A 15,569-nucleotide genomic window follows, 5' to 3' on the forward strand; every position below is an offset into this window, starting at 1 on the left:
CTCGTTTTGACAAATTGGCCAGGAACTTCTTGAGTTTTCTCTATCTCGTCAGTGCTCTCTTTTGGCTCAAATGAAAGATCAACACAACCTAGTGAGGAGGTGGTCTTGCTGTGGAGTCTTGCCGGTATGGCCCTCAGAGCCTCTAGAGCTACCCTGCGGTTGAGGGTGGGGGGAACCCAAACTCTGCCATTTCGTCTGGGCAACAGAGGTTCTGTCTGGGAGGGGATCCCTCCGCTGTTGCTGTTGTTACAACCTATGGATGCCTATGGATGCTGCCCTCAGCGACATCAGTGGCCAGCGCTGGTCCGTCTTGGTGAAGAACGTGCCTGTGCGGCCCGAAAAGCTCGCTGATGCGGATCTGGTGCTGCTCTGTCAGCAGGGATCCCAGCCCCATCGGGAGGCTTTTGCCGAGCTGATGCGTCGCCATCAGGCCCATGTGGACAAGGTGCTCTATCATCTTGCCCCGGACTGGCAGGACCGGCATGACTTGGCCCAGGAAGTTTGGATCCGGGCCTACCGCCACCTGAAACGCCTACAGGAGCCGGCAAAATTTCGCAGCTGGCTGGGGCGGATCGCCACCAACCTGTTTTACGACGAGCTGCGCAAGCGCAAACGACAGCAGCAGCCCCTTTCTCTGGATGCGCCGATTCAGATGCGGGATAGCGAGATGGAATGGGAGCTGCCCAGCGAGAGCCCCAGTCCCCATGAGCACCTCGCCACCTGCGAGTTCTACGAGCGATTGCACCAAGCCGTCCGCGACCTGCCGCAGGCCTTTCGCCAGACAATCCTGCTGCGGGAAATTCAGGGAATGGCTTATGAGGAAATTGCCGAGATCACAGGGGTGTCTTTGGGCACTGTTAAGTCTCGCATTGCCCGCGCCCGCGCCCGCCTACAATCCACCCTAAAACCCTACCTTAATGGTGAATGACCATGGTTCGCGGCAACCCCAACCCCGACCCCAGGGATCCCCAGCAAGAGCTGCCGGTGGTGGATGAGCGCTTTGAACAGTTGAGCGCCTACTTGGATGGGGAATTGTCGTCTCAAGAGGCGCGGCAGGTGGAAGATTGGCTGGCCAGCGATCCTCAGGCGCGGCAACTGTACAGCCAACTGGCAGCTCTGCAGGCCGGTTTGGCCAATCTCAAGGCCCCCACCTTGGATCCCATCCAGACGGAGCTGTTGATCAGCCGTGTGTTCGCTGAGCTGGATCGGCGGCCAATGCTCGACCTGGGCTGGCGGCAACGTAAGGGCACCCCTTGGGGACGGGTGGCAGCGGCTGTAGTGGCCTTGGCAGGGGCGGGCTGGGTGGGATGGCGTTGGTCTCATCCCCAGCCTTTGGTATCGCTGGAAGATCCGCCGGTGCGCGTGGCCATCGTGCCTGCCTCTGCTCGTGTTGCCCAACGCTATCTTTTCGAGCCGGGGCAAAAGCAAGATGCCTACTCGATTTTGTTTGAGACAATCCCCAACCGTGGATCTCGCCCCGCCAACGGGACCGGAGCCGTTCGCATCAACGGGACGGAGTCCTTGGTGGGCTGGGAATGACCTGAGCAGGCTTGAGAAAGACTGAGGAGCGCAGGGTGGAAAAAGCAGTTCGCTGGGCTTGTGGGCTAGGAGTCTGCCTTTGGCTATGCAGTCTGGGATCCCTGTCGGCCCAGGCAGATCCCAGCAGTAGCCATCTGGCAGCGCCGTCCGCGCCGGCGGGACGGAGTCCGAAGCAGTTGCACTCCTCTCCCAGTGGACAGGAGCCTGCCCCCCAGCCCACAAACCTGCCTTCGCCCGGATCCCGTCTCACCCGTCCGGTGGCTCGCCCTCAACCCCCCGCCCCCGATCAAACAGATCCATTGCTTTTTCCGGATTTCCCCCTCCTCAAGGAGTTGGATCCGTCCCCGCCAAGCTTGGCCGACCTGGGCATCCATTGGGATCGCTTGGCCCTGCTGCCGGATCCCGAGCTGGCAGAGGAAATGGATGTGGAGTTCAGCCGCCGTCTAGCCCGCCTAAACCGGCAAATTGCCAACCAACAAGAGCGCCTCTACCGCCTTTTGCAAACCTGGGACTCCGACGAGGCCGATATCCGCCAAATTCAGGCCCAACTGAGCCAGTTGCGGACAGAACGGGATCGCCTAGCTCTGGAACACCTGTTGATGCTGCGGCAGCTGCAAGAGAACTTCGCCCTACCTCTACCCGACCGCTCGGCTGCCAGCTCTCCCTGAGGATCCCTTGGGTTCAGGCTATGATTGAGCAAGGGCAGACGCAACCCCCAACGGAGCTGAGCGATGGCCAAAGTGCCCAGCAACCCAGAAATTGAGCAATTGGCCGCTGCCATTGGCAAGGAAGTTTACATCGATGTGGCCCGCTGGCATCTTTACCTGCGCGATGCCCACCTGCATACCCTTTTGGCGGAGCGACTGGCACCCCAGGTGATGGCAGGCAAGGTGGATGAGGACGCCGTCACGGAGATCTTGCAAGGGATCCCGGTGAAAGTGGGGGGTGGGCGCAAAGAATTGCCCCTGGCCGATCTCCTGCCGATGCAAAGCCTGCTTAACCTGCTGGATGTGCTGGAGGAGTTCAGCCGCAAATGGGCCCAATAGAGACCAATAGAGAAAGGTAGAGCGGTGCATCATCAGTCTAGACCTATGCGGCCTGGCCCCTGGCTCAAGCTCGGCAGCCTTATTCCGCTGCTCTGGCTGTTGTCGGCCTGTCAGGGAACCGAGTGGGGAGAACGGCTGGAGCGCGCTGTACGCCCAGTAGGTCTGCCCACAGCCCAACCTGAGCTGCCGGCATCTCCCTCGCCTCAACCTTTGCCGGGATCCATCCCGCCCTCTATCTCCGCTCCCCCTGCTCCCACCCCTTCCTCACCCCTGCCCAGCCCGGACAGCAGCCGCTTTGCAGACCTGGAGCCGGGATCTCTGGTGGCCCGTTCGGTGGGATACCTGGATCGGTTGGGAGTTTTTGCCGATATCCCCGGCAGCGAATTTCAGCCGCAGCGCAGCGTTCGTCGCGGAGAATTTGCCCGTTGGCTGGTGCTGGCCAACAACGCCATCCACGCCGACGAGCCCAGCCGGCAGATCCGCCTGGGATCCCCCTCGGAACGCCCCCTCTTTTTGGATGTGCCGGAAGAGGATCCCAACTTTCGCTACATTCAAGCCCTGGGAGCTGCCGGCATAATTGCCGGAGATGCCAATCGAGAGTTTCGCCCCAACAGCCTGCTGTCGCGGGCGGAGTTGATCCGCATGAAGGTGCCTCTGGACTTACCTCCCGGCCAGATCAAGGGATCCCGAGCGGAGCTGGAGGAGCGCTGGGGGTTCACCGATGCGGCGCAAATTCCTCCTGAAGCCATTCCTGCTCTGGTAGCCGATCGCAGCCTAGAGAATGCCTCCACCGTGCTGCGCACCTTTGGCCCCATCCGCACCTTCAACCCCTTCGAGCCGGTTAGCCGCGGGGAAGCCGCCATCGCCCTGTCGGCTTTTGGGGAACGAACGGCCCAAGACGCCCTACCCCAGCCGCCAGCCCTGCCAGACCCAACCCCTGAGCCTCAGCCTTCTCCCCCTGCCGCAGAACCGGAGCAGACGGCTTCTCCCGAGCCGGATCCCAACCCTGCCTCTCCCTCGAATGCCGTTGATGAGCCCTCTGCGCCGGCCCGCCCCCGTTCCTCGGAAGTTGCCCCAGGGGAGGGCAGGATCGTTACCCCACGCCAAACCCAACCCTGAGGTGAGAGGGATCCCATCGGCGTATACTGTCCAGGTTTTATCAGCAGATGGAACACCTCAGAGCTCCAGCAGGGATCCCTGCTACGGCTCTTACAAGGAGCAAAAGGAGCCATAACAATAAAAACTATCCCTAACTCCCTTCGGGAGAGGGGCTGTACAGCGCAGAGGACTTCCGCCCCCATTCCCCAGGCGGCTCTAGCTCTTGCCAGTCCCCTGAGCGCCCCTCTGCTGGGGAAAACCCTTGCCGCCCATAGCCTATAGAATGGGGGAAGCCAGCCTTGGAAAACCTGCAGGGATCCCAACTGTGTCCGCCATTGTTCCTGAAATCCGTTCTGCCGATCTGCTGCGCTACACCGTGATTGGGTCGCGGCGGCCCAGCGTGTACTTTTGGGCGGTGGCGCTGACGGGGGGAGGGCTGGGCTTTACCTTGGCCGGCCTTTCCAGCTATCTCCACCGCAATTTGCTCCCCTTTTCCGATCCCGCCAGCCTGGTGTTTATTCCCCAGGGCATTGCCATGCTCTTTTACGGGGTGCTGGGATCCCTGGCGGGGCTATACCAGTGGCTGAGTTTGTATTGGAACTTGGGAGGCGGCTACAACGAGTTCGACCGGCGCACGCAAAAGATAACGCTGGTGCGCCAGGGCTTTCCGGGCAAAAACCGTGAAGTCCGCCTGGAGTATGACTTTGCCGATGTGCAAAGCTTACGGGTGGAGCTGAGAGAGGGGCTTAACCCCCGCCGAGCCATCTACTTGCGGGTGAAAGGACGTGGCGACATCCCCCTCACCGGCGTAGGCCAGCCACCTCCCCTGACGGAGATCGAAAACCAGGCAGCCGAGATCGCCCGCTTTCTCAACGTCAGCCTAGAGGGCATTTGATTCCCTGCGGTGCCATTGCTTTGACCCCGCCCTGCTGGTCGCTTGAGCGAGACGGAATCCCATCCTTGGGCAACAGTGAAACCATTGAGGGGGATCCAGAACTGTGGAGTCGAATAGAGAGTTGTCGAGATTGTTTTCAATGTAGCGGGATCTCTTCGAGGAATGATCTACCCTTGATGCCAGCGCAGTTGTTGCCTGGGAGAAGCCTGTGATGGCCAACCTGAACCCCTTCATTCCCCTACAGGCCAAGAAGCTGGGGTCTATTCTGTTTCGCCTCTGGCTAACTCTTCTGCTCTCATTGGGCTTGGCCTTGCTCACGCTGCTGCTGACCTCCCATTCCGCCCATGCTGCTCGCGGGCCCCTGTATCGCTTGGGCCGCCCAGAGGGGGCGGTCTCGATTGTGGCCTGGGCAGGCTATATCGAACGGGGAGAAACGGATCCCGCCTATGACTGGGTGACCGAGTTTGAGAAAGAAACCGGCTGCCAAGTCAGCGTTAAGGTGGCGGCAACCTCCGATGAGATGGTAGCCCTGATGAATGAGGGCGGCTTTGATCTGGTGACGGCCTCCGGCGATGCCACCCTGCGACTGATCAAGGGGGAACGGGTGCAGCAGATTAACCCCCGCCTGATCCCCAGTTGGGAGACCATCGACCCGCGCCTGCAGGATGCTCCCTGGCATACTGTGGATGGCAAGCATTACGGCGTGCCCTACCAATGGGGATCCAATGTGTTGATGTACAACACAAAGGTTTTCCCGGAACCCCCCACCAGTTGGGATGTGGTGTTTGAAGAGAAAACCTTGGCAGATGGCAAATCCAACAAAGGCCGCATCCAAGCCTACGATGGCCCCATCTACATTGCCGATGCCGCCCTCTACCTGAAAGCCCACCGCCCAGAATTGGGCATCACGGATCCCTATGAGCTAACCCGTGAACAGTTTGATGCCGCCCTAGATCTGTTGCGACAGCAGCGGCAACTGATTGGACGCTACTGGCACGATGCGGCGGTGCAGGTGGATGACTTTGTCAACGAAGGAGTGGTGGCCTCCGGCTCTTGGCCCTTCCAGGTGAACCTGTTGCAGTACGAGGAACAGCCCATCGCCAGCGTGGTACCGGAAGAGGGAGCCACCGGCTGGTCTGATACCACCATGCTCAGCGCTACCGCCAAACACCCCAACTGTGCCTACCTGTGGATGGAACATTCCTTGAACCCGAAGGTGCAAGGGGATCTGGCGGCTTGGTTTGGGTCGGTGCCGGTGGTGCCAGCCGCTTGTCAGGCCAGTGAGCTGCTGGGGCCGGAAGGTTGCCAAACCAATGGCATCGACAATTTTGAGCGCATTTCCTTCTGGAAGACGCCGGTGGCCGATTGTGGGGATGGCCGGATGGATTGTGTGCCCTACTACGAATGGGTGACCAACTACATCGCTGTGATTGGCGGGCGCTAATGGAGCAACCTTAACGAGATCCTAGACTCTTCTTAAAAATTTATTAACTGTAATATGACATAAATACAAATGAATGAACCATCTCAATGAATTTGAGATGGTTTTTGCTTTTCAGGCAAGACTTCTAGGGCCTAGAGGAGGAATTTTTACCTCTTCTGGGTTCGTCAGATGCTCTTGTTGATTGCCATAGTTGGGAGCTTTTATTCATGATGACACTATCTTCTTTTGGAACTCGGATCCCGTTGGGAAAGCTGGTGATGGGAGCTGGATTGGCGGGAGCTGTCACCTTGGGGTTGGGCAGCAGCCTTTCTCAGGCTCGTCTAGACTGTCCCCGCCCTCCTCAAATGGATGCCCGCTACTGTGATCGGGTGGGGGATCTGGTTGCCGATTTGCCGGAGGATCCCTCGGAGTGGGTAGATCCGGAAGTGCTGTTGGTGTCTTATACCTCCTCAGAAGAGCCAGCTGTCTATGCCAATACCTGGGCTGAATTCACCGCTCACTTAGAGGAAGTCACCGGTAGACGGGTGCAATTTGTCCCTGCCGATTCTCAGGCTGCTCAGTACGAGGCAATGCGCGCTGGACGTCTACACATTATGGGTACCTGCACAGGCTGTACTCCTGTAGCCGTGAATGTTGCCGGCTTTGTGCCCTTTGCCATTTTCCAACAAGAAGATGGATCCATCGGCTACGAGATGGAAGTGATCACTCATGTGAATAGCGATATTCAAGCCCTCGATGATATTGCCGGTCGTCGTGTAGCTTTTACCCATCCTTCCTCCAACTCCGGTTATATCAGTGCTCGCATTTTGATCAAACAAGAGACAGGCTTGGATGATGAGGCAGGAGACTACATCGCCGAGTTTTCTGGCAGCCACCAAAACTCCATTTTGGGTGTGTTCAACGAAGACTACGATGCCGCCCCCATTGCCAACGATGTGCTTAATCGCATGTGCCTCAACGAGCAAGTGGATTGTAGCCAGTTCCGCAGCCTCTACAAATCGGAGACCTTCCCCAGCGGCTCTTTCGGCCATGCCCACAATCTCCACCCTGAGCTGGCAGAAAGGATCCGAGAAGCCTTCTTTACTTTTGAGTTTGAGGGCACAGCCATGCGACAAGCTTTTGACCGGGTAGCTTTTGCACCGATTACTTATCAAGAAAACTGGGAGATCATCCGTCGCATTCAGGAAGAAGAGGGCGTGGAATATACGCTTTAGGCAGTCCTCAGGGATCCCCTGCCCAGAGAGGATCCCTGATTTACATAGTTCTGAATCTAGAGCTGAATCTAGAGAAATCGCACTGGCTGGTTCCGTCCATACCCCATCTCGACGAGTATGTGATAACCCACTCTTAACTTCCTATTAAACCTGTCTTAACTCTACAGGGGTCAAACAGCGCTACTATATTATTAAGTTTCGTTAGGCGACGTGAGTTTTGCAGATCTTCTTTGGGTTCTGTAGCTTATGAATTCACATCAAGTCTCTTGATTAGCTGGATCTTCTCGCCCACTTTTGTGTTTTTTAGCTGATAACGGTTTGCTTCATCTTGCATTCGGGGGTTTTTGCAATGTTGGCGTTTTGCTCTGTGGCTCGTCTGTTATCCAAAAGCCTTGCCCTGGCTGGTTTGGTTGCTGTGCTAGTGGGTTATCAATCTGCTCAAGCTCAATCTTGCCCTCGTCCGGCAGGCATGGATGAGCGCTATTGTGATGCCGATGGGGATCTGGTGGCGGATACTCCGACGGATCCCGCTCAAATTGTCAATCCTGACACTTTGCTCATCTCCTACACTTCTTCCGAGGATCCCGCCGTTTATTCAGAAACCTGGCAGGAATTTACCGACTACCTCAAGCAAGTGACCGGTAAAGATGTGCAATTTGTGCCAGTTGATTCCGAGGCCGCCCAAACCGAGGCAATGCGGGCCGGACGTTTACACATCATGGGCACCTGCACCGGCTGTACCCCCCGCGCTGTGAACCAAGCAGGCTTTGTGCCTTTCGCCGTTTTTGCCAAGGAAGATGGTAGCTTTGGCTACGAAATGGAAGTGATCACTCGCATCGATAGTGGCTTGGAAAAACTAGAAGACATCAAAGGCCGCCGCATTGCTTTCACCCAGCCCTCCTCCAATTCCGGCTACATCAGCGCCCGTATTTTGATCGAGGCGGAAACTGGCTTTAAGGACGGTGTGGACTACGAAGCCACTTTCTCTGGGGGGCACGAAAACTCCATTTTGGGTGTGTTCAACGGAGACTACGATGCGGCCCCCATTGCCAACGATGTGCTCAACCGCATGTGCATCGCCGGACAAGTGCAGTGCGATCAGTTTCGTACCCTCTACAAATCGGCTACTTTCCCCAGCGGCCCATTTGGCTATGCTCACAATTTGGATCCACAGCTGCAGGAGAAAATCCGCGAGGCCTTCTATACCTTTGACTTTGCAGGCACTAAGTTGGCAGAAGCCTTTGACCGAGCTTCCTTTGCTCCCATCACCTACAAGGAAGATTGGGAAGTGATCCGGCTGATTCAAGAAAATGCCCCTCCCCAATAGGTGGGCTGAACAGAATCGGGATCCCTTGTTCAGGGCAAGCCATAGGGGATCCCTTCTGATTTCAAAATTCTCTCAAGATTGCAAACATCTGGTTCTAGAAGGCCCGCAATTGCAAATGTCCACTTCAAGTAGGTTATCAAGATGCTACGTATCGACTCCCTCAGCAAACGTTACCCCACAGGCGATATGGCCCTGAAAGGGGTGACCTTAGAAGTTCCCGATGGGCAGGTGATGGCCTTGATTGGTCCTTCGGGTGCTGGGAAAAGTACGCTGCTCCGTTGCATCAACCGCTTGGTGGAGCCGACCAGTGGCAGCATTTGGCTCAATGGAATCGACCTCACTCGCTTGAACACCCGGGAGTTGCGGCAAGCACGACGCAAAATCGGCATGATCTTTCAGGAATATGCCCTCGTGGAGCGCCTGACCGTGATGGAAAATATTCTTGCGGGTCAGTTGGGCTACGTCAATTTTTGGCAAAGCTGGTTCCGCAAGTTTCCCCAAGCCACCATCGACGAAGCCTTCCGCTTACTGGATCGAGTGGGATTGTCGGACTTTCCCGATAAGCGGGCAGATGCTTTGTCTGGGGGGCAACGGCAACGGGTGGGAATCGCCCGGGCTCTCCTGCAAAACCCAGAGCTGCTATTGGTGGATGAACCGACCGCCAGTTTGGACCCGAAAACCTCCCGCCAAATTATGCGCCTGATCAACGAGCTGGCTTCAGAGCGGGGCCTATCGGTGATCATCAGCATTCACGATGTGCCTCTAGCGCAAATGTTTGCCCAGCGGATCGTCGGTTTGCGGTTTGGGGAAGTGGTGTATGATGGCCCCCCCAATCGCCTCACCCCCAGCGTCTTAAACGAAATCTACGGCGAAGAAGATTGGAATGCTTCGATTGGAATGCTTCTGGCCCAGCCCAAGACTCCGAAGAAAACGAAGCCGTCTCGGCTGGAGTAGCCACCCACTAAGGGATCCCTTGCAGAAGTCAGTAGAAGTCAATAGAAGTCAGTAGTGCGGAGCACACCCATGGCACAGGCAACGACACTGAGCGGGCGCCAATGGTCGCCACCACCTTTGATTAAAAATCCTTGGGTTCGCTGGGGACTGATTCTTGGGGCGGTCATTTACCTGATCTTTGCGCTTTCTACTCTCAATTTCGATCCAGCCCGGGTAGCCCGCGGTATGCAGCGTAGTGGCCGTCTCTTGTTGGCCTTTTTGCATCCCGATTTCACCACCCGCGGCAACTTGATTTTCACCGGGATGCTGGAAAGTGTGACCATGGCCGCCATTTCCACCGTGGCAGGATTTATTGTCGCGGTTCCGGTGGGGTTTGGGGCCGCACGCAACTTGGTGCCAATGCCGGTCTACCTGGTTTGTCGTGGCCTGATTGCCCTGTCGCGCACCTTCCAAGAGGTGATCATCGCCATTTTGTTTGTGGTCATGTTTGGCTTTGGGCCTTTTGCTGGAGTGCTCACCCTCATCTTTGGGAGTTTGGGTTTTTTCAGCAAGCTTTTGGCAGAAGACATCGAAGAAATTGATGCAGTACAGGTGGAGGCGATTCGCTCCACGGGGGCTTCTTGGCTCCAAATGGTCAGCTACGCGGTGGTGCCGCAGGTGTTGCCCCGCATGATCGGCTTGACTCTGTATCGTTTCGACATCAACATTCGGGAGGCGGCCATTCTGGGGATTGTCGGTGCCGGTGGGATTGGCTCTACCCTGAACACCTCCTTACGTCGCTACGACTATGACACGGCCTCTGCCATCATCCTTGTGATTATCGCTCTGGTGATGGTGGTGGAATTGAGTTCTGGTTGGATTCGCAAGAGGGTGCAATAATGCCTGTTCTGGAAAGCAGTGGGATCAAGACCTGGCAGTGGCGCAATCAAAAGCAAACTTTGCTTGAGTATGCCTTCTGGTTGGCTCTGCTGTTACTGATGTTTGCCTGCGCTAAGTTCATTGCAGACCGTACCACCTGGGGCTTTGTGCTGGATGCACCGCGCCAGGGAAGAGAAATGCTCTCGCGGGGGGTACCGCCCCGTTGGGACTACATGTCACAGCTTTGGCGCCCCCTTTGGGATACCCTCACCATTGCCACATTGGGTACGGCCCTTTCCTTTGTGATTTCGGTGCCGGTGGCCTTTTTGGCAGCCCGCAACACCACTCCCAATTTGCTGGTGCGCTACATCGCCCTGTTCATCATCGTCGGCACCCGTTCGGTTAACTCCCTGATTTGGGCTTTGATCCTGGTGGTTGTTCTTGGGCCAGGGGTCTTGTCCGGAACCTTAGCCATTGCCCTACGCTCTGTCGGATTTATGGGCAAGCTGATCTATGAAGGCATCGAAGAGATTAACGAAGAACCAGTAGAAGCGATCCGTTCCACGGGGGCTAGCGGTGCCCAGGTACTGAGCTATGCCATTTGGCCGCAGGTGATCACCAACATCCTCGGGGTAACAATTTACCGTTGGGATATCAATTTGCGAGAGTCTACGGTGGTTGGATTGGTCGGTGCCGGTGGAATTGGCCTACAGCTAGATGCTTCCATCAACACCCTGCGCTGGAATCAGGTGAGCATGATCCTGCTTGTGATCTTCGTTTCTGTGTTCATCAGCGAGTGGATCTCCGCCAAGGCCCGGCAAGCCCTGACTTAGCCCAGGGATCCGGATAGGCTACGGTGAAGGGCAGTTTGCAACAGCACAACTGTATGACTCATGACGGAAGAACTGTTTCGGGCGGAGGCCTATCTCACCACCTGCCAGGCTCGGGTAATTGCCCTTGTGGATAACGGGATCCAGTTGGATCGGACGGTATTCTATCCCACCGGCGGTGGACAACCCGGCGATACGGGATCCCTGATTACATCGGACGGTCGTGTCATCCCGATTGTCGATACCCAAAAGGGGGAAATGGGCATCCTCCACATCCCGGCAGAGGGATCCCCACCCCTCAGTCTGGGAGAGTCAGTCAGCGCCAGCATCGACTGGGAACGTCGCTATCGGCACATGCGCATGCATACGGCTCTACACCTGCTCTGTGCAGTGGTAGAAGGTGGCGTTACGGGGGGTCAGGTGGGTGAAAGCAAAAGCCGATTGGACTTTAACATCCCTGGAGAAAAACCCGACAAAGAAACCCTGACGGGTGCGTCTCAATGCTTTGGTACAAGGTAACCACGCCGTGAACCCCCGCTGGGTTAGCGATGAAGAACTAAAAGCCAATCCCAGCCTGGTGCGCACCATGTCGGTCAAGCCCCCCACCGGACAGGGGCAAGTGCGCTTGCTGGAAATTGAGAATGTGGACTTGCAACCCTGCGGCGGCACTCATGTACGGGCGACAGGAGAAATTGGCAAGTTGGTGGTGAGCAAGATCGAAAGCAAAGGCAAGCAAAACCGACGCATTGTGGTCAGCTTGGTGGATCCCTGAAAAACTACAGACTACCCTTGGCTGGGCTGAGTCAATGAACCCAAAGATCCATCGACTGCCACCTGAAGACTCGCCGACTCTGGAATGGGCGCTTGTGCTGTCGGGAACCCTAAGAACGGGCTTTGCTCCACCGCCTGGATGGACAAGGTAAACAAGGGGTTGGAGAGAATCCCGGCAAAGATGGTGGCCACCAGAGTCAACACCATACCGACCCGCAGAGCAGGCATACCTTCTGCCTGCCAGTTGGTCTCGGGGTAATTTTGCACCGAAACCGACATCTCTTGCGGCTCTTTCACCACAATCGTTTTCACCACCCGCACGTAGTAGTAAATGGAGATAACACTGGTGACCAACCCCACCAACACCAGGGTATAGGCCCCCGCCTGCCAACCGGCCCAGAACAGATACAGCTTGCCGAAGAAGCCCGCCAGAGGCGGCAACCCACCCAAGGAGAGCAAACAAATGCTCAAGCACAGGGTGAGGAAGGGATCCTTCTGGTAAAGGCCGCTGTACTCGTTGATTTCGTCGGTGCCGGTCTTCAGGCTGAACAGGGTGATGCACAAAAAGGCCCCCAAGTTCATGGCCAAATAGACCATCAAGTAGAAGATCAAGCTGGCATAGCCGGCCTCAGTGCCCGCCACCAAGCCGATCAAAACAAAGCCCGCCTGTCCAATGGAAGAATAGGCCAGCAGCCGTTTGAGGCGGGTTTGGGCAATGGCCACCACATTCCCCAGCACCATGGTCAAAATGGCCAGCACCGAGAGCACCGCCCGCCACTCTTCCGTCATGGCCGGAAACACGGTGGCCAGAAAGCGCACCGCCAAGGCAAAGCCTGCTGCTTTGGATCCCACTGACAAAAAGGCCACCACCGGCGTTGGGGATCCCTCGTAGACATCAGGAGTCCACTGGTGAAAGGGCACTGCCGCCAACTTAAACCCGATACCACCAATGCAGAGGACCAAAGCGATGATCCCTGCCAAGCCGGCATCCCCCATAGAGGAGGCAATGGCTTCCAGCTTCGTTTGCCCACCCGAAAGGCCGTAGAGCAGCGACATGCCGTAGAGAAAAATGGCTGTGCTGCTGGCCCCGATCAAGAGATATTTCAGGGCTGCCTCGGAAGAACGCGGATCCCGCTTGGTGTAGCCGGCCATCAGGTAGCTGGCGATGCCCAGCGTTTCTAAAGATACAAACACTAGGATCAAGTCCGTCGCCCCGGAGAGGAACATGCCCCCCAAGGTGGCCGTGAGCAGCAACACATAAAACTCGCCTGTGGGGGCTCCCGACTGGGCGATGTAGCGTTCTGCCATCATCACCGTCAGCACCGCCGTCCCCACCACCAGGCCACGGAAGAGAATGCTGATGGGATCCGCCGCAAAGCTGCCCAAGAAGCTCTCCAACTGGGGCTGCTGCCACTGCAACACCAAGGTCACCAAAGCCCCAATCAAGCCAAAGATGGAGAGGGCCGGAAGACTTTTGCGCGCCGCCGAACCACCGACCAAATCCACCACCAAGACGAGCAAGAGGGTGAGGGTAACCACCACTTCCGGCCAAATGGCACCGGCATACAGGTTTCCGGTTGGGGCAAAGACATCCATAGGAGAAGACTATGAAGAGAGATTAAGGGGATCCACAGCCAGCATACCGCGATTTCCGGTCTCTCTTTCCGCTTCAGGCATCTCTTCTCCCAATCGTCTCCATCAGCGCTCTCAATCTACATGCTCAGTAGAGCTTGGCGCTGGAGGTGAGCACCAACTTCAGGCGGGCGTGGATCAGATCCAAGTCCGCCAGCCCCAGGTCGATCTCCCCATCGATGACGATGCCGGTGTGGATCAGGCGATCCAAGAGTTCCAGCACGGATCCCTCGCGGTGGGGTTGTCCAGGGTAGTAGTCCCCCTGGCGGGGCAGGAGGGTGCCCAGATCTCCGAGATCCAGGTTTAAATCCGCCGGGTCAATCTCCAACAGGCTGCAGATTTGTCGAATTTGCTCCCGCAAGGCTTGTAGGCTGCTGCCGGCCCGCTCAATCTGCTCTGCAGAAAGGCGCTCGGCCTCCATTTGCCGCACCACCTGCGCCTCCATCAACTGCCGCAACAGCTCCACCAAGGTCAGCACCAGAGAGGCCAAACCGGCTTCCGGGCGTTTCCGGCCAGGGGTGGGCCGAGCCTGGCTCAAGTCTTCCGAGCTGGCGGGACTGATCGAAAAGCGCGGCGGGGGAGAAGGGGCAATCCAACGGTCAAAGGGCTGGCAAAGCTGTTCCAGGCTGAGCAAATGGAGACGGGGATCCCGAGCGGCCTCTTCCCTTTCCTCTGGTAGGTTGTAGCCCCAGTCGGCCAAAAACAAGAGAACCTGCTCCAGCTCCGGCACCCTCTGCACCTGGCGCAGCGTTTGCAGGCGATCCTCCACAAACCACAGCTCCTCAGCCGGCAGTTGGGCGGCAGCCAGTAGCCGCTGTAAAGTGGTGGCCTTGGGGGCGCGCACTTCCTTGCCCAGAATGCGGTGGCGCGGCAGTTGGATCCCTGCTCGGCCCAAGAGCTGCTGGATGAACCGTCCCTCTTTGGTGCTGAGGATGGCCAAGCGCGGCTCCCCTGCAGCCTGAACCTGGCGTAGCCAAGCCGCCACCCCCGGATAAAACCGGTGCAGCCCCAGCCACCCCTGCAGATCCTCTGCAATCCAACGATCCCGCACCCGATCCAACGCTTGGATTAGAGAGAGGGCAGGGATCCCTGACTGCTGCAACAACCGCTGCCGCCAGCTGGGCCAGTCTTGGCGCAAGTCTTCCTCCCGGATCCCTTGCTGCAGCCCCCACAACAACAAAGGCATCTCCCAGCCGGTCTCAATCAGCGGGCGCAGACGGTCGAAGGCAGGACGCAGCGGCTCTAGCTGAGCAGGAGCCAGGCCCCACACCTGAGCACAAACGCGGCAGGAGGAAGCAAAATACTCCGCCCGCCCATCGCAGAGCACACCATCAAAATCCAGAGCCAGAATGCGGGGGGACATTCGCCGGGGCCTAGCGAACTCCATACCTGAGTCCCCCTGGGGGCAAGTTGCAAAAATGGGGCCAGAGGCCAAGTTAATTCAACCAAACTGTTCCACCCGATTGGCCCAACCTAATTGGACTCCGAGATACGAACGGACTGGATCTCCACTGGATTCAGCGGGCGATCCTGGGGGCCGGTGGGCGCAGTTGCAATTTTATCCAACACATCCTCTCCCTCGATCAATTGCCCGAAGATCGTGTAGTTGGGCGGCAGCGGATAGTCGGCGTGCATGATAAAAAACTGGCTGCCGTTGGTGTTGGGGCCAGCATTGGCCATCGCCAAAGTGCCGCGGCTGTAGGGACGTTGCACCGGCTCATCGGGAAAGCGGTACCCCGGCCCACCCCGCCCCGTGCCCGTGGGATCCCCGCCTTGGATCATGAAGCCCCGAATCACGCGGTGAAAGATGACACCATCGTAGAAGTGGTCGTTGGCCAAAAAGACGAAATTGTTGACGGCGAGGGGAGCTTCTTGCGGGAACAGCTCCAGAACCATTGTGCCGGCGGTGGTCTCCATCGTGGCCGTGTAGGACTTGGCCGGGTCGATCACCATCGGCGGGG

Annotated in this window: 17 protein-coding genes; 14 read left to right on the forward strand and 3 right to left on the reverse strand. The window is 57.4% G+C overall.

Features of this window, described 5'->3' with window-relative positions:
- Nucleotides 1-265 precede the first annotated feature (265 nt).
- From ACVWY8_RS10330 to ACVWY8_RS10395, 14 genes are all read left to right on the forward strand, one after another.
- Nucleotides 266-928: a sigma-70 family RNA polymerase sigma factor gene (locus ACVWY8_RS10330; RefSeq protein ID WP_414399934.1), complete on the forward strand. Its 663-nt coding sequence runs from the start codon at nt 266-268 to the stop codon at nt 926-928.
- A 2-nt stretch (nt 929-930) separates the two neighbouring features.
- A complete protein-coding gene (locus ACVWY8_RS10335; RefSeq protein ID WP_457397076.1) occupies nt 931-1,539 on the forward strand; it encodes an anti-sigma factor family protein in 609 nt (202 codons plus the stop codon).
- A gap of 35 nt (nt 1,540-1,574) precedes the next feature.
- Nucleotides 1,575-2,207, forward strand: coding sequence for a hypothetical protein (locus ACVWY8_RS10340; RefSeq protein ID WP_457394612.1), 633 nt, complete (start codon nt 1,575-1,577; stop codon nt 2,205-2,207).
- A 63-nt stretch (nt 2,208-2,270) separates the two neighbouring features.
- Nucleotides 2,271-2,585 carry a DUF3181 family protein gene (locus ACVWY8_RS10345; protein WP_414357902.1) on the forward strand — a complete coding sequence of 105 codons (315 nt, stop codon included), beginning with the start codon at nt 2,271-2,273 and terminating at the stop codon, nt 2,583-2,585.
- A 45-nt stretch (nt 2,586-2,630) separates the two neighbouring features.
- A complete protein-coding gene (locus ACVWY8_RS10350) occupies nt 2,631-3,704 on the forward strand; it encodes an S-layer homology domain-containing protein (protein WP_457394615.1) in 1,074 nt (357 codons plus the stop codon).
- Nucleotides 3,705-4,008: 304 nt separating this feature from the next.
- Nucleotides 4,009-4,578, forward strand: coding sequence for a photosystem I assembly protein Ycf4 (locus ACVWY8_RS10355; protein ID WP_011433078.1), 570 nt, complete (start codon nt 4,009-4,011; stop codon nt 4,576-4,578).
- A gap of 211 nt (nt 4,579-4,789) precedes the next feature.
- Nucleotides 4,790-6,022, forward strand: coding sequence for an ABC transporter substrate-binding protein (locus ACVWY8_RS10360; protein ID WP_457394617.1), 1,233 nt, complete (start codon nt 4,790-4,792; stop codon nt 6,020-6,022).
- Nucleotides 6,023-6,279: 257 nt separating this feature from the next.
- Nucleotides 6,280-7,236 carry a phosphate/phosphite/phosphonate ABC transporter substrate-binding protein gene (phnD, locus tag ACVWY8_RS10365; protein ID WP_049749639.1) on the forward strand — a complete coding sequence of 319 codons (957 nt, stop codon included), beginning with the start codon at nt 6,280-6,282 and terminating at the stop codon, nt 7,234-7,236.
- A gap of 349 nt (nt 7,237-7,585) precedes the next feature.
- The gene (gene phnD, locus ACVWY8_RS10370; protein ID WP_457387127.1) at nt 7,586-8,563 is read left to right on the forward strand and encodes a phosphate/phosphite/phosphonate ABC transporter substrate-binding protein; all 978 of its coding nucleotides are present in this window, start codon (nt 7,586-7,588) and stop codon (nt 8,561-8,563) included.
- Nucleotides 8,564-8,704: 141 nt separating this feature from the next.
- Nucleotides 8,705-9,517 (forward strand): phosphonate ABC transporter ATP-binding protein, encoded by an 813-nt coding sequence (gene phnC / locus ACVWY8_RS10375; protein ID WP_457394619.1) that lies wholly within the window; start codon nt 8,705-8,707, stop codon nt 9,515-9,517.
- Nucleotides 9,518-9,586: 69 nt separating this feature from the next.
- Nucleotides 9,587-10,396, forward strand: a complete 810-nt coding sequence (gene phnE, locus ACVWY8_RS10380) for a phosphonate ABC transporter, permease protein PhnE (protein WP_457384349.1) — start codon at nt 9,587-9,589, stop codon at nt 10,394-10,396.
- Entirely contained in the window at nt 10,396-11,208 is an 813-nt protein-coding gene (gene phnE, locus ACVWY8_RS10385; RefSeq protein ID WP_011433084.1) for a phosphonate ABC transporter, permease protein PhnE, read from the forward strand. The genes phnE (ACVWY8_RS10380) and phnE (ACVWY8_RS10385) overlap by 1 nt, the downstream gene beginning before the upstream one ends.
- A gap of 60 nt (nt 11,209-11,268) precedes the next feature.
- Nucleotides 11,269-11,724 carry an alanyl-tRNA editing protein gene (locus ACVWY8_RS10390; RefSeq protein ID WP_457394622.1) on the forward strand — a complete coding sequence of 152 codons (456 nt, stop codon included), beginning with the start codon at nt 11,269-11,271 and terminating at the stop codon, nt 11,722-11,724.
- A gap of 7 nt (nt 11,725-11,731) precedes the next feature.
- Nucleotides 11,732-11,977: an alanyl-tRNA editing protein gene (locus tag ACVWY8_RS10395; protein WP_202943694.1), complete on the forward strand. Its 246-nt coding sequence runs from the start codon at nt 11,732-11,734 to the stop codon at nt 11,975-11,977.
- Nucleotides 11,978-11,988: 11 nt separating this feature from the next.
- Here ACVWY8_RS10395 and ACVWY8_RS10400 read toward each other — a convergent pair whose 3' ends face one another.
- The 3 genes from ACVWY8_RS10400 to ACVWY8_RS10410 all read right to left on the reverse strand — a co-directional run bounded on the left by ACVWY8_RS10400 (nt 11,989) and on the right by ACVWY8_RS10410 (nt 15,561).
- Entirely contained in the window at nt 11,989-13,572 is a 1,584-nt protein-coding gene (locus tag ACVWY8_RS10400) for an NAD(P)H-quinone oxidoreductase subunit N (RefSeq protein WP_457384346.1), read from the reverse strand.
- A gap of 124 nt (nt 13,573-13,696) precedes the next feature.
- On the reverse strand, nt 13,697-14,971 hold the full coding sequence (gene gvpJ, locus ACVWY8_RS10405; protein WP_457394626.1) for a gas vesicle protein GvpJ: 1,275 nt from the start codon (nt 14,969-14,971) through the stop codon (nt 13,697-13,699).
- A gap of 110 nt (nt 14,972-15,081) precedes the next feature.
- Entirely contained in the window at nt 15,082-15,561 is a 480-nt protein-coding gene (locus ACVWY8_RS10410) for a peptidylprolyl isomerase (RefSeq protein ID WP_011433087.1), read from the reverse strand.
- Nucleotides 15,562-15,569: the final 8 nt, after the last annotated feature.

The sequence above is a fragment of the Thermostichus sp. OS-CIW-32 genome (assembly GCF_054060415.1).

Excerpts from the sequence above, each read along its gene's own strand:
- ACVWY8_RS10330 (WP_414399934.1), top strand. The coding sequence starts at position 266 with ATGGATGCTGCCCTCAGCGACATCAGTGGCCAGCGCTGGTCCGTCTTG.
- phnD (WP_457387127.1), top strand. The coding sequence starts at position 7,586 with ATGTTGGCGTTTTGCTCTGTGGCTCGTCTGTTATCCAAAAGCCTTGCC.
- ACVWY8_RS10390 (WP_457394622.1), top strand. The coding sequence starts at position 11,269 with ATGACGGAAGAACTGTTTCGGGCGGAGGCCTATCTCACCACCTGCCAG.
- ACVWY8_RS10410 (WP_011433087.1), bottom strand. The coding sequence starts at position 15,561 with ATGGTGATCGACCCGGCCAAGTCCTACACGGCCACGATGGAGACCACC.
- gvpJ (WP_457394626.1), bottom strand. The coding sequence starts at position 14,971 with ATGTCCCCCCGCATTCTGGCTCTGGATTTTGATGGTGTGCTCTGCGAT.
- phnC (WP_457394619.1), top strand. The coding sequence starts at position 8,705 with ATGCTACGTATCGACTCCCTCAGCAAACGTTACCCCACAGGCGATATG.
- phnD (WP_049749639.1), top strand. The coding sequence starts at position 6,280 with ATGGGAGCTGGATTGGCGGGAGCTGTCACCTTGGGGTTGGGCAGCAGC.
- phnE (WP_457384349.1), top strand. The coding sequence starts at position 9,587 with ATGGCACAGGCAACGACACTGAGCGGGCGCCAATGGTCGCCACCACCT.
- phnE (WP_011433084.1), top strand. The coding sequence starts at position 10,396 with ATGCCTGTTCTGGAAAGCAGTGGGATCAAGACCTGGCAGTGGCGCAAT.
- ACVWY8_RS10400 (WP_457384346.1), bottom strand. The coding sequence starts at position 13,572 with ATGGATGTCTTTGCCCCAACCGGAAACCTGTATGCCGGTGCCATTTGG.
- ACVWY8_RS10335 (WP_457397076.1), top strand. The coding sequence starts at position 931 with ATGGTTCGCGGCAACCCCAACCCCGACCCCAGGGATCCCCAGCAAGAG.
- ACVWY8_RS10360 (WP_457394617.1), top strand. The coding sequence starts at position 4,790 with ATGGCCAACCTGAACCCCTTCATTCCCCTACAGGCCAAGAAGCTGGGG.
- ACVWY8_RS10350 (WP_457394615.1), top strand. The coding sequence starts at position 2,631 with ATGCGGCCTGGCCCCTGGCTCAAGCTCGGCAGCCTTATTCCGCTGCTC.
- ACVWY8_RS10345 (WP_414357902.1), top strand. The coding sequence starts at position 2,271 with ATGGCCAAAGTGCCCAGCAACCCAGAAATTGAGCAATTGGCCGCTGCC.